We start from the raw sequence: 12,687 nt of genomic DNA on the forward strand, positions 1-12,687 counted from the left end.
ACGAGCGCCTGACTAGTCGGGCCAGCCCGGCCAGGCCTGCAGCGGCGCACCCCAGGAACGTGCCGTGCGGCAGGTGCCGGCCAGCAGCGTGAGGGCCTGCGTCCGGGCCTCCGGCGTCGCGGCCGCCGCCAGTGACAGCCCCACGAATGGCTCCAGCCGCGCCTGCATCCCGCGCACCAGCCGACGGGCGTCGTCGGCCGACCGCACGGTCGAGGAGGGGGCGTACGCGGGCTCGGCGGCCGGGACGTCGGCCTTGCGGCCGAGCAGGAAGGCGATCTGGACGTCGAGGAGCCGGCGCGCCGTCGCGAGCTCGGCGACGGCCCGCCGGCGGGCGGAGCTGGAGTACCCGAGCTTGCCGATCGCCAGCTGGTAGCCGTAGACGACGGCGTGCAGCTGCGCGACGAGCTGCTGGGTGGCGGCGACGTCGCTCAGCAGGGCGGCCGGCTTGCGGGCCTTCTTCGCGCTCACCGACGGCGTGTCGGAGGCACCGAGCGCGGCGGCGTACGAGTCGGCGGCGACCGCGAGCGACCCGGCGACGAGCGCCGCGAGACCGGTGGCCGCGGTGGCGGCCCGGCGGTGCCGGGCGGCCTGCGCCGACTCCTGCTTGGCCAGGCGCTTCAGCGCGTCGCCCAGGCTCACCTTGGCCAGGTCCGGCTTCTCGGCGGTGGGGGCGGGCGTGGCGGTCGTGGGTCGCGAGGTGGGGTCCGCCCCGGCGAGGGCCATGGCGTGGTCCGCGTGCACGTCACGCAGGAAGGTCAGCAGCCGGCGCTGGTCGCCGCTCAGGTCCGCTCGCCGGGGACCGGTGAGGACGGCGGCGGCGTACACCGACAGCGTCTGCTCCGCGGTCGCGGTGGCGGGCACGGAGGGACCCGGGGCGGGCGAGGCGGCACCCGGCGTCAGGCTCGGGCCGCTCGTCCCCGACGCGCCGGGCAGCGGGGCCACGGCGGGGGAGGTCGAGCAGCCGGCGAGCACCGGGAGCGCGAGGCCGAGGCGCAGGAGGTCCCGCCGTCGCCAGCGGGCCGTCGGGGCTTCGGGCACCGACCGAACGTACCCGAGGCCCGCCGGGACCTCGCTATGCTCGGGGGGTTCCGGCCGCGTGAGCGTGTCGGGCAACCCGGTCGGCGACGTCTGACCGGACAACTGCGGGACACAACCGGATGAGGGGCGGCGCGACGCGATGAGGGATGCAGCGATCGAGGCCGTGGTGAGCCCGGTGCTGGAGAGCTTCGGGCTCGAGCTGGACGCCCTCGAGGTGGTCCCCGCCGGCAAGCGCCGCGTGGTGCGGATCGTCGTCGACGGCGACGGGCCCAAGGGCCGCGGACCCCTGCTCGACGACATCGCCTCGGCCAGCCGGGCGGTGTCCGAGGCGCTCGACACCTCGGACGCGACCGGCCAGGCGGCGTACACCCTCGAGGTCTCCTCGCGCGGCGTCGGCCGCCCCCTGACGGCACCCAAGCACTGGCGGCGGAACGCCACCCGTCTGGTGCGGGTCGACCTGCTCGACGGCAGCCAGCTGACCGGGCGCATCACCGAGGCCGGCGAGGACGCGGTGGAGCTCGACGTCGACGGCGCGGCGCGCCGGCTGCGCTACGACGAGATCACCAAGGCCCTCGTGCAGGTCGAGCTCAACCGCAGGCAGAGCGACGACGACGAGGACGACGACGAGCTCGAGATCGACGACGACGAGGACGAGGACAGCTGATGGACATCGACATCTCCGTGCTACGGCTCATGGAGCGCGAGAAGGAGATCTCCTTCGAGCTGCTCGCCAGCGCGATCGAGGAGGCCCTGCTCTCCGCGTACGAGAAGACCGACGCGCCCGTGGCGGGCGCCCGCGTCGAGCTGAACCGGCGCAACGGCCACGTGGCCGTCATGGTCCCCGAGCGCGACGAGGACGGCGCGACGGTGGGGGAGTACGACGGGACCCCGGACGGCTTCGGCCGGGTCGCGGCGGCGACGGCGCGCCAGGTGATCTTCCAGCGGCTGCGCGACGCCGAGGACGAGAAGAAGTACGGGCAGTTCGCGGCGGTCGAGGGCGACATCGTCGTCGGCGTCGTCCAGCAGGGACGGGACTCGCGGACCGTGCTCGTCGACCTCGGCAAGACCGAGGCGATCATGCCGCTGGCCGAGCAGGTGCCGGGCGAGCGCTACACCCACGGCACGCGGCTCCGCGTCTACGTCGTCGCGGTGCGCCGGGAGCTGCGCGGGCTGCAGGTCGTCGTGAGCCGGACCCACCCCGCGCTGGTCGAGCGGCTCTTCGCGCTCGAGGTGCCCGAGATCGCCGACGGCACGGTCGAGATCAAGGCCGTGGCCCGCGAGGCCGGCCACCGCAGCAAGATCGCCGTGATCAGCCACAACCCCGACGTGAGCGCCAAGGGCGCCTGCATCGGCCCGATGGGGTCGCGGGTGCGGGCGATCATGCACGAGCTCAACGACGAGAAGATCGACATCGTCGACTGGTCGCCCGACTCGGCCACGTTCGTGGGGCAGGCGCTGTCTCCGGCCAAGGTCACCTCGGTGACGGTGGTCGACGAGGGGCTCCGCTCCGCCCGCGTCGTGGTCCCCGACTACCAGCTCTCGCTGGCCATCGGGCGCGAGGGGCAGAACGCCCGCCTCGCCGCCCGCCTGACCGGCTGGCGGATCGACATCCGCCCGGACACCGAGGTCCAGCCGTCGGGTGACTGAACGCCAAGGCGCCCCGGCGTACGACGGCCCGGTCCGCACCTGCCTTGGCTGCCGCCGGCGCGACGAGGTCGACCACCTGCTGCGCGTGGTGGCCGCGGGGACGACCGTCGTGGTCGACCCCCGGCGCCGTGCCCCCGGGCGGGGGGCGTACGTCCACCCGGACGCTGCATGCGTCGCTCTGGCGGTCAAGAAGCGGGCCTTCGGCCGGATGCTGCGGGCCCCGGTCGAGGCTCCCGCGGCCGGCGCGGTCCTCACCGCGTACCTCGCGGAAGCGGGTCCCGGAGCCCCGTTGGGCAGAGCCGTCGGCAGCGGCTAGAGTTGGTCCTTGTGATCGGGCTGTTTCCGATCCGCGCCCGGGCCTCGATCGAGGTCCGCAGACACCAGGAAGTGAGCGCTCGCTCATGAACTCGCGATGAAGACTGCTCAATGAGCATGTTCGGCTAACTGGTCCGCGCCACGAGGGTGAGGGCCGACTACGTAGGAGATTCGTGCCCAAGACCCGTGTCTACGAGCTCGCCAAGGAGCTCGGAGTCGACAGCAAGGCCGTCCTTTCGATGGCCAAGGACATGGGGGAGTTCGTCAAGTCCCCCTCGTCCACCCTGGAAGCGCCGGTCATCCGGCGCCTCCGTGAGAAGCTCGCTCCCGCCGAGGCCCCCGCGGCCCGGCCCACCCCGGCTGTGCCGGCCGCCCGCAGCGCTGCTCCGGCCGCTCCCAGCGCGCCGACCGCACCTTCCAGCCCCAGCGCCCCGTCCGCGACGCCCTCCGCGCCGCGCCCGAGCGTCCCCGGCACCTCGTCGGCGACCCCGGGGCCGCGTCCCGGTGCCTCCCCGTCGACGCGGACCCCCGCGGCCCCGTCAGCGCCCTCGACCCGTACGCCTGCTGCTCCGGCCGCACCGGCGGCCCGGACGTCGGCCGAGTCGACCGCACCCTCCACCCGTACGCCTCCGGCGCCGGCTCCGAGCACGGCGCCGTCCACCCGGAACCCCCCGACGCCGTCCGCGCCGGGCAACCCGGGCGCCTCGACGACCCGGAGCGCCACGCCGGCCTCGGCGCGCCCCGGTGCGCCGCGCCCGGCCACGCCGGCCCCGGCCGCGCGCCAGGACGAGCGTCCCTCGACCTCTGCGCCCCGGCCCGGTGGCACCAGCACCGGCGCGGGCCCCACGCCCAGCCGTCCGCCGGCCCGACCGGGCACGCCCGGTGCCGGCACCGGCACCCCCGGTGGTCCCGCCCCGCGTGACCGTCGCCCCGGCACGGCCCGCCCGGGCAACAACCCGTTCGCGCCCTCCCAGGGCATGGGCGCGGCCCGTCCGCCCCGTCCGGGTGCACCCGCGGCCCCGGCCGACACCGCTCGTCCGGGCGGCCCGCGTCCTCCGGCCAGCCGTGCGCCCGGCGCTCCGGGTGCCCGTCCCGGCGGCGTGCCCGGTATGCCCCGTCCGAACCCGGCGATGATGCCGCGCCAGGCCTCCGGCCAGCTCGGCGCTCCCGCCGGTCCCGGTGCCCGTGGTCGCGGCGCACCCGCGGGTCGTGGTCGTCCGGGTGGTCCCGGTGGCGGCGGCGCTCCCGGGCGTCCCGGCGGCGGTCCCGGTGGGCCTCCGGCCGGCCGCGGTGGCCGCGGTGGTCGCGGCGGTACGCAGGGTGCCTTCGGGCGCGCCGGCGGTCCCGTCCGTCGTGGTCGCAAGTCGAAGCGTCAGCGTCGTCAAGAGTTCGACCAGATGCAGGCGCCGGAGATCGGTGGCGTCCGCGTCCGTCAGGGCGACGGCTCCACCGTCCGCCTGGCCCGTGGCGCGTCGCTGACCGACCTGTCCGAGAAGATCAACGTCGACGTGTCGAACCTGGTCCAGGTGCTGTTCAACCTGGGCGAGATGGTCACCGCCACGCAGACGGTGGCCGAGGACACGCTGGCGGTGCTGGCCACCGAGCTCAACTACAAGATCGAGATCGTCTCGCCCGAGGACGAGGACCGCGAGCTGCTCGAGAGCTTCGACATCGAGTTCGGCGAGAACGAGGGTGGCGAGGACGAGCTCGAGGCCCGCCCGCCGGTCGTCACCGTCATGGGTCACGTCGACCACGGCAAGACGAAGCTCCTCGACGCGATCCGCAAGACCAACGTGGTCGCCGGCGAGGCCGGTGGCATCACGCAGGCCATCGGCGCCTACCAGGTCGCCACCGAGGTGGACGGCCAGGAGCGCAAGATCACCTTCATCGACACCCCTGGTCACGAGGCGTTCACCGCCATGCGTGCCCGCGGGGCGAAGTCGACCGACATCGCCGTGCTCGTCGTGGCGGCGGACGACGGCGTGATGCCGCAGACGATCGAGGCGCTCAACCACGCCCTGGCCGCCGAGGTGCCGATCGTGGTCGCGGTGAACAAGATCGACCGCGAGGGTGCGGACCCGACCAAGGTCCGCGGCCAGCTGGCCGAGTACGGCCTGGTGCCCGAGGAGTACGGCGGCGACACGATGTTCGTCGACGTCTCCGCCATCACCGGCGTCGGGCTCGAGCAGCTGCTCGAGGCGGTCGTCCTGACCGCCGACGCGGCCCTCGACCTGCGGGCCAACCCGGAGATGGACGGACAGGGTGTGGCCATCGAGGCCCACCTCGACAAGGGCCGCGGCCCCGTCGCGACCGTCCTGGTCCAGCGCGGCACCCTGCACGTCGGCGACTCGATCGTCGCCGGCACCGGCTACGGCCGGGTCCGGGCGCTGCTCGACGACCACGGGCACAACGTGGACGAGGCTCCGCCGTCGTTCCCGGTCCAGGTCCTCGGCCTCACGGCCGTCCCCGGCGCGGGCGACAGCTTCATCGTCGTCGACGACGACCGGATGGCCCGTCAGATCGCCGAGCGGCGTGCGTCGCGGCTCCGGATGGCGGCCCAGGCGGCCGGCACCCGGCGCAAGACGCTGGACCAGCTGTTCGACTCGCTCGAGAAGGGCGAGGAGCAGGAGCTGCGCCTCATCCTCAAGGGCGACGGTGCGGGTTCGGTCGAGGCGCTCGAGGACGCGCTGGCCAAGATCGACGTCGGCGACGAGGTCAGCCTGCGGGTCATCGACCGCGGTGTCGGTGCGATCACCGAGACCAACGTCAGCCTCGCGGCGGCCTCGAACGCGGTCATCGTCGGCTTCAACGTCCGGCCTCAGGGCAAGGCGACGGAGATGGCGGACCGCGAGGGCGTCGACATCCGGTACTACTCGGTCATCTACGCCGCGATCGACGAGATCGAGGCCGCGCTCAAGGGTCTGCTCAAGCCGATCTACGAGGAGGCCACCCTCGGGCAGGCGGAGATCCGCGAGATCTTCCGCAGCTCGCGGGCCGGCATCATCGCGGGTTGCATGGTCACGAGCGGCAGCCTCCGACGCAACTCGAAGGCCCGGCTGCTGCGCGAGGGGGTCGTCATCACGGAGACGAGCATCTCGTCGCTGCGCCGGGAGAAGGACGACGCCACCGAGGTGCGCGAGGGGTTCGAGTGCGGTGTCACGCTCGCGAACTACTCCGACATCCGCACGGGTGACGTCATCGAGACCTTCGAGATGCGCGAGAAGGCGCGTTCGTAGGGTCTGACCCGGAAACGGGGAGGATCCCGCACCACCACGGTGCGGGATCCTCCCCGTTCTGCTGTCCCGTCCGAGCCGTACCCGGGACCAACCCAGCTCGCGCCACGGCTCCCGCGCCGGGCCGCAGATGCGGGACCCGAGCCCGTCGTCGGCGACGAATTCACGTACCGGTCTGAAGACGCCGTACGCCGGCGTCGTCCCGCCCCACAAACCCACGCACCGGTCTGAAGACGCCGTACGCCGACGCCGTCGTCGGCCACGAACTCACGCACCGGTCTGAAGACGCCGTACGCCGACGCCGTCGTCGGCCACGAACTCACGCACCGGTCTGAGGACGCCGTACGCCGACGCCGTCGTCGGCCACCAACTCACGCACCGGTCTGAAGACGCGGACGCGCCCGGTGCCGGTCCGGCGGTCGACTGCCGGTGAGAGCTTCCCGCGCCTGAGGCACCATTGGGTGTTCCCCACCCGACGACCGAGGAGGACGCATGCCGTCGCCGAGAGTGCTCAAGCTGGCCGATCAGATCAAGGAGATCGCCGCCGCGATGCTGGAGCGTCGGATCAAGGACCCGAGGCTCGGCTTCGTGACGATCACCGACGTCCGGCTCACCGGCGACAGCCGCGACGCCAGCATCTTCTACACCGTCCTCGGCGGCAACGCCGACTACGCGTCGTCGGCCGCCGCCCTGCAGTCCGCGACGGGGCTCATCCGCTCCCAGGTCGGCAAGCAGCTGGGGCTGAAGTTCACCCCGACGCTCGTCTTCATCCCCGACGTCGTGCCGGAGAGCGCACGCCAGCTCGACGAGGCGCTCGCCGCCGCCCGCGAGGTCGACGCCCGGGTCGCGGCGGTCGCCGAGGGCAAGACGTACGCGGGGGAGGCCGACCCCTACAAGCACGACGACCCGGAGGACGACTCCGAGGACGACGCGGACGCGGACGTCGACGTGCCGCCGGCTGCGGTCGACGAGCCCGAGGTCGACCGCCCTGCCCGCTGACGGACGTCCGCCGGTTCCCTCGGGGGTCGTGGTCGTCGACAAGGCCGCCGGACTCACCTCGCACGGGGTGGTCGGGCGGGTGCGTCGACTCCTGGGCACGCGCAAGGTCGGTCACGCCGGGACGCTCGACCCGATGGCCACCGGCGTGCTCGTCGTCGGCGTCGAGCGGGCCACCCGGCTGCTCGGGCACCTCACGCTGACCGACAAGACCTACGAGGCGACGATCCGCCTCGGGGTCGGCACGGTCACGGACGACGCCGAGGGTGACGTCGTGGCCACGCCGGGCGCACCGGAGCTCGACACCATACGGCTCGAGGTGGCGCTCGACGCCCTGCGCGGTCCGATCCTGCAGGTCCCGACCGCGGTGTCGGCGATCAAGGTCGACGGCGTCCGCTCGTACGCCCGCGTCCGGGCCGGCGAGGAGGTCGCGCTCGTGCCGCGCCCCGTCACCGTCCACCGGTTCGACGTGCTGGCCCGTCGTGACGCCGAGGCGGAGGGCGTGGCGGTGATCGACCTCGACGTGGTGGTCGACTGCTCGTCCGGCACGTACATCCGGGCCCTGGCCCGGGACCTCGGCTCCGCCCTCGGCAGCGCCGGCCACCTGACGGCGCTGCGGCGGACCCGGGTCGGTCCGTTCACGCTGGACGAGGCGGTCGTCCTGCCCGAGCCGGGCCACGACGTCACGCCGCCGCGGGTCGAGCCGATCGCGCAGGTGGCCGCCCGGTCCTTCCCCGTGGTCGTCCTCGACGCGGACCGGTCCGCGGACGTGCGGGTCGGCCGGCGGCTTCCCCAGCTGGCGCTCGAGGGCCTGACCGCGCTGGTCGACCAGGACGGGACGTTCCTCGCGCTCTACCGCCCCGGCCCCGACGGGGCACGGCCCGAGGCCGTCTTCGTCGGCTGAGGCGCCTGGCTCGTCGCCCAGGTGGCGTCAGGGGTGCCAGGCCGCCGGGGCGTCGCGCAGGAAGATGTCGGCGGCGACCGGGCCGATGCCCTTGAACCCCTGCAGCCGCTCCGACACCTCCTTCGAGGTCCGCGCCCCCTCCGGCAGCGACGACAGGCGTCCGTCGTAGCGCTCCCGCACGTCGCGGCCCAGCTGCTTCAGCTCGGCCGCCTTCGAGTCGTCGAAGCGGGTGTAGCGGCCGGCGTCGAGCAGCGCCACCAGGTGCCGCGTCGAGGCACCGGCCAGGGCGTCGGGGGTGAGGACGCCGTCTCCGTCGAGCTCCGCGAACGCGGCGGCCGCCCGGTCCTGGCTGATCCGCGCGCCGAAGAGCAGGCACGCGACCAGCCACCTGAAGAGGACGGCGTCGTCGTTGCCGCCGAGGTCCAGGCCGAGGTCCGCGGCGTCCGTACGGTCCTTGTCGTCGGTCATGACGTCATTCTGGCGGCGCCACGCAGGTACGCTCCGGGGGTGGTTGACGAGGCACCCGGGCGTGCGCCCGAGCGGCCCGTGGTGGTCATCGGCAACTTCGACGGCGTGCACCGCGGTCACGTCGAGCTCCTCCGGGCCGCGCAGGCCCTCGAGCCGGGCGCCCCGCTGGTCGTCGTCACCTTCTGGCCGCACCCCATGTCGGTCATCCGCCCCGACCAGACCCCGCTGCTGCTCGGTTCCCTGGAACGTCGCGTCGAGCTCCTCCGCGCCCAGGGCGTGACCGACGTGGTCGTCGTGGAGTTCACCTCCGAGGTGGCCGGCTGGAGCCCCGCCCGCTTCGTCGACGAGGTCATCCGCCCGCTGCACCCCGTCCGCGTCGTGGTGGGCGAGAACTTCCACTTCGGCTTCCGCGCCGCCGGGGACGTCGCCGCCCTGACCGCGCTCGGGCAGGACGACCCCTCGCGCCCGGGCGGAGGCTTTGCCGTGTCGGGCGTGCCGCTGCTCACCGACGGCACGCAGCCGAGCTCGTCGACGCTCATCCGGCAGGCCGTCGCCGACGGCGACTTCGGGCGGGTCCGCGAGCTCAGCGACCACGGGTTCCGCTTCTGCGGCGTCGTGGTCAAGGGCGACCAGCGTGGACGCGAGATGGGCTTCCCCACGGCCAACGTCGCCGTCCCGCCCGGGCTCGCGGTCCCGGCGGACGGGGTCTACGCCGGCTGGGTGACGCGCCTCGACGTCCCGGACGCCGAGCGGTGGCCCGCGGCGATCTCTGTAGGCACCAACCCGACCTTCGACGGCCTCGAGCGCCGCGTCGAGTCGTACGTCCTCGACCGCGACGACCTCGAGCTCTACGGCGTCGAGATCGCCGTGGACTTCTACGCGCGGCTGCGCGGGCAGGTCAAGTACGCCGGCATGGAGTCGCTCATCGTCCAGATGCACAGCGACGTCGACCACGCCCGGCAGCTCCTGCACTCCTCCTAGGCCTGCCGGGGACGTCCCGGCAGCGAGGCCGGCGAGATCAGCCCTGGTCAGGGCCGGATTACGGTTGTGCGGAGCGCACCTTGTATGCTCGGACCTGCCGTTCGATCGGCCGCGGACGCCCAAGAGCTCCCTCGCACACCGAGTGCAGACCCGTCTTTCGTAGATGGTCCCGGGGAGCGCCGCGCAACGAGACCCCTTGGAGGGACACATGGCGCTCGACGCTGCCGAGAAGAAGACCATCATGGAGCAGTACGCCACGCACCCCGGTGACACGGGGTCTCCCGAGGTCCAGGTGGCCCTGCTCAGCCGGCGCATCGCGATGCTGACCGAGCACCTCAAGGAGCACAAGCACGACCACCACACGCGTCGTGGCCTGATGCTCCTGGTCGGCCAGCGGCGCCGGCTCCTGAACTACGCCGCGAAGACCGACATCAACCGGTACCGCTCGCTCATCGAGCGCCTCGGTCTGCGTCGTTGACGACCGAGCGGTCCTGCGGGTGAGAGCCCGCCAGGACCGCTTGCCGCTCCACCGGTCCTGCCGCCCCGTGCGGCAGGGCTGACAACTTCATAACGGCTCACCAGCCAGACCCACTTCAGACCGCATCCCGCACCGCTCGACCCCGTCGAGCACCCCGACCAGCGTGTCGGCACGAGAAGCCCGGTCTCCGGTAGTGGCCCTCGGGAGGCGCCGGTTCGCAAGAACCGGCCCCGACCCGCGGACCTCGATCGAAGACCGGCTCCCGATGCGAGCCCGTGGGTGCGGCGCCGGTGCCCGCCGTCCCTCTCGCAGCAGTGCGGAGGGTCGCGAGCCGCGCCTCACCAGACACACCGGTGCGTGGATGTGGTCCCCATCCGGCACGACCCGCAGGCGCGGGCGTGCCAGCGAGAAAGGACCCCCATGGAGGGACCCAACGTTCGGTTCACCGAGGCCGTCATCGACAACGGCGCCCACGGGCGCCACGTCGTGCGCTTCGAGACGGGCCTGCTGGCCCAGCAGGCCGCCGGTTCGGCGACCGTCTACCTCGACGACGACACGATGCTGCTGTCGGCCACCACGGCCCAGAGCAAGCCCCGCGACGCCATCGACTTCTTCCCCCTGACGGTGGACGTCGAGGAGCGCATGTACGCCGCGGGCAAGATCCCCGGCTCGTTCTTCCGCCGCGAGGGCCGCCCCAGCGAGGGCGCGATCCTCACCTGTCGCCTCATCGACCGGCCCCTGCGCCCCTGCTTCGTCAAGGGTCTGCGCAACGAGGTCCAGGTCGTCGTGACGGTCATGGCGCTCAACCCGGACAAGTCGTACGACGTCGTGGCGATCAACGCCGCGTCGCTGTCGACCCAGCTCGCCGGCCTGCCGTTCACCGGCCCGGTCGGTGGCGTCCGCGTCGCTCTCATCGGCAACGACTGGGTCGCGTTCCCCGACGTCAGCCAGCTCGCCGAGTCGACCTTCGACATGGTCGTCGCCGGGCGGGTCACCGCCTCCGGTGACGTCGCCATCGCGATGGTCGAGGCCGAGTCCACCCAGCAGACCTGGGACTTCGTCCGCTCCGGCAAGACCGCCCCGACCGAGCAGGTCGTCGCGGCCGGGCTCGAGGCGTCGAAGCCGTTCATCAAGATCCTGTGCGACGCGCAGGCCGAGCTCGCGGCCCAGTTCCCCAAGGACACCGCGGACTTCCCGATCTTCCTCGACTACAACGACGACGTGTACGCGGCCGTCTCCGACCTGGCCGGTGCCGAGCTGTCCGAGGTCATGTCGATCGCCGACAAGCAGCAGCGCGAGGAGGCCACCGACACCCTCAAGGACAAGGTCCGCGGCCAGCTCAGCGACGGCGGCTTCGGCGGTCGTGAGAAGGAGATCGGCGGCGCCTTCCGCGCGCTGACCAAGAAGCTCGTCCGTCAGAAGATCCTGGCCGACGGCTTCCGCATCGACGGCCGCGGCGTGCGGGACATCCGCACCCTGTCCGCCGAGGTCGCCGTGGTCCCGCGCGTGCACGGCTCCGCGCTGTTCCAGCGGGGCGAGACCCAGATCCTGGGTGTCACCACGCTGAACATGCTGGGCCTGGAGCAGAAGCTCGACACGCTGGCGCCGGAGAAGACGAAGCGCTACATGCACAACTACAACTTCCCGCCGTACAGCACGGGCGAGACCGGCCGCGTGGGTTCGCCCAAGCGCCGCGAGATCGGCCACGGAGCGCTCGCCGAGCGCGCCCTGCTGCCGGTGCTGCCGACGCGCGAGGAGTTCCCGTACGCCATCCGTCAGGTCTCGGAGGCGCTCAGCTCCAACGGCTCGACCTCCATGGGCTCGGTCTGCGCCTCGACGCTGGCCCTGCTGAACGCCGGCGTGCCGCTGCGCGCGCCGGTTGCCGGCATCGCCATGGGCCTGGTCAGCGACACCGTCGACGGGGAGACCCGCTACGTCGCGCTGACCGACATCCTGGGTGCCGAGGACGCGTTCGGCGACATGGACTTCAAGGTCGCCGGCACGAGCGAGTTCATCACCGCCCTGCAGCTCGACACCAAGCTCGACGGTGTCCCGTCCGACGTGCTCGCCGGCGCGCTCAGCCAGGCCAAGGAGGCGCGCACCACGCTCCTCGAGGTCATGGCCGAGGCGATCGACACCCCGGACGAGATGAGCCTCTTCGCGCCGCGGATCATCACGATCAACATCCCCGTGGACAAGATCGGCGAGGTCATCGGCCCGAAGGGCAAGGTGATCAACCAGATCCAGGACGACACCGGTGCGCAGATCAGCATCGAGGACGACGGCACGATCTACGTCGGCGCCGACTCCGGCGAGAAGGCCGAAGCCGCGCGTTCGCTGATCAACGCCATCGCCAACCCGACGATGCCCGAGCGGGGGGAGCGCTACCTCGGCACGGTCGTCAAGATCACCGCCTTCGGCGCCTTCGTCTCGCTGCTCCCGGGCAAGGACGGCCTGCTGCACATCTCCAAGCTCCGCCCGCTCGCCGGTGGCGCGCGCGTCGAGAGCGTGGAGGACGTCCTGAACGTCGGCCAGAAGCTCCAGGTCGAGATCAGCGACATCGACGACCGGGGCAAGCTCTCGCTCATCCCCGTGGTCGAGGAGCCGGTCGCCGTCTGAGCACCAAC

At 72.9% G+C, this 12,687-nt stretch carries 11 protein-coding genes; 9 read left to right on the plus strand and 2 right to left on the minus strand.

Annotated elements, in window-relative coordinates:
* Window positions 1–12 precede the first annotated feature (12 nt).
* Window positions 13–1,038, minus strand: coding sequence for a DUF4439 domain-containing protein (locus FHX39_RS05345; protein WP_183337124.1), 1,026 nt, complete (start codon window positions 1,036–1,038; stop codon window positions 13–15).
* Window positions 1,039–1,177: 139 nt separating this feature from the next.
* On the opposite strand from FHX39_RS05345, the gene rimP reads away from it, so the two are divergent.
* From rimP to truB, 6 genes are all read left to right on the plus strand, one after another.
* The gene (gene rimP, locus FHX39_RS05350) at window positions 1,178–1,702 is read left to right on the plus strand and encodes a ribosome maturation factor RimP (RefSeq protein WP_183337125.1); all 525 of its coding nucleotides are present in this window, start codon (window positions 1,178–1,180) and stop codon (window positions 1,700–1,702) included.
* On the plus strand, window positions 1,702–2,685 hold the full coding sequence (gene nusA / locus FHX39_RS05355; protein WP_183337126.1) for a transcription termination factor NusA: 984 nt from the start codon (window positions 1,702–1,704) through the stop codon (window positions 2,683–2,685). The genes rimP and nusA overlap by 1 nt, the downstream gene beginning before the upstream one ends.
* Complete coding sequence (locus tag FHX39_RS05360; protein WP_183337127.1) at window positions 2,678–3,001, plus strand: YlxR family protein; 324 nt, start codon at window positions 2,678–2,680, stop codon at window positions 2,999–3,001. Before nusA ends, FHX39_RS05360 begins: the two co-directional genes overlap by 8 nt.
* A 172-nt stretch (window positions 3,002–3,173) precedes the next feature.
* Window positions 3,174–6,236, plus strand: a complete 3,063-nt coding sequence (infB, locus tag FHX39_RS05365; RefSeq protein ID WP_183337128.1) for a translation initiation factor IF-2 — start codon at window positions 3,174–3,176, stop codon at window positions 6,234–6,236.
* 489 nt (window positions 6,237–6,725) lie between these two features.
* Window positions 6,726–7,232 (plus strand): 30S ribosome-binding factor RbfA, encoded by a 507-nt coding sequence (gene rbfA, locus FHX39_RS05370; RefSeq protein WP_183337129.1) that lies wholly within the window; start codon window positions 6,726–6,728, stop codon window positions 7,230–7,232.
* Window positions 7,222–8,133, plus strand: coding sequence for a tRNA pseudouridine(55) synthase TruB (truB, locus tag FHX39_RS05375; RefSeq protein WP_183340959.1), 912 nt, complete (start codon window positions 7,222–7,224; stop codon window positions 8,131–8,133). The genes rbfA and truB overlap by 11 nt, the downstream gene beginning before the upstream one ends.
* 27 nt (window positions 8,134–8,160) lie before the next feature.
* Here truB and FHX39_RS05380 read toward each other — a convergent pair whose 3' ends face one another.
* Entirely contained in the window at window positions 8,161–8,601 is a 441-nt protein-coding gene (locus tag FHX39_RS05380) for an HhH-GDP family DNA glycosylase (protein ID WP_183337130.1), read from the minus strand.
* A 39-nt stretch (window positions 8,602–8,640) separates the two neighbouring features.
* Between FHX39_RS05380 and FHX39_RS05385 the strand changes: the two genes are divergently transcribed.
* The 3 genes from FHX39_RS05385 (at window position 8,641) to FHX39_RS05395 (ending at window position 12,679) form a co-directional block, all read left to right on the plus strand.
* Window positions 8,641–9,582, plus strand: a complete 942-nt coding sequence (locus tag FHX39_RS05385) for a bifunctional riboflavin kinase/FAD synthetase (protein WP_183337131.1) — start codon at window positions 8,641–8,643, stop codon at window positions 9,580–9,582.
* A gap of 208 nt (window positions 9,583–9,790) precedes the next feature.
* On the plus strand, window positions 9,791–10,060 hold the full coding sequence (gene rpsO / locus FHX39_RS05390) for a 30S ribosomal protein S15 (RefSeq protein ID WP_183337132.1): 270 nt from the start codon (window positions 9,791–9,793) through the stop codon (window positions 10,058–10,060).
* A gap of 420 nt (window positions 10,061–10,480) precedes the next feature.
* Window positions 10,481–12,679, plus strand: coding sequence for a polyribonucleotide nucleotidyltransferase (locus FHX39_RS05395; protein WP_183337133.1), 2,199 nt, complete (start codon window positions 10,481–10,483; stop codon window positions 12,677–12,679).
* The last annotated feature ends 8 nt before the right edge of the window (window positions 12,680–12,687 follow it).

The organism is Microlunatus antarcticus, from assembly GCF_014193425.1.
GTDB lineage: Bacteria > Actinomycetota > Actinomycetes > Propionibacteriales > Propionibacteriaceae > Microlunatus > Microlunatus antarcticus.

Bases quoted from the DNA above. Each gene is read 5' to 3' on its own strand.
- FHX39_RS05395 (WP_183337133.1), top strand. From the start codon at position 10,481: ATGGAGGGACCCAACGTTCGGTTCACCGAGGCCGTCATCGACAACGGC.
- FHX39_RS05380 (WP_183337130.1), bottom strand. From the start codon at position 8,601: ATGACCGACGACAAGGACCGTACGGACGCCGCGGACCTCGGCCTGGAC.
- rimP (WP_183337125.1), top strand. From the start codon at position 1,178: ATGAGGGATGCAGCGATCGAGGCCGTGGTGAGCCCGGTGCTGGAGAGC.
- rpsO (WP_183337132.1), top strand. From the start codon at position 9,791: ATGGCGCTCGACGCTGCCGAGAAGAAGACCATCATGGAGCAGTACGCC.
- rbfA (WP_183337129.1), top strand. From the start codon at position 6,726: ATGCCGTCGCCGAGAGTGCTCAAGCTGGCCGATCAGATCAAGGAGATC.
- nusA (WP_183337126.1), top strand. From the start codon at position 1,702: ATGGACATCGACATCTCCGTGCTACGGCTCATGGAGCGCGAGAAGGAG.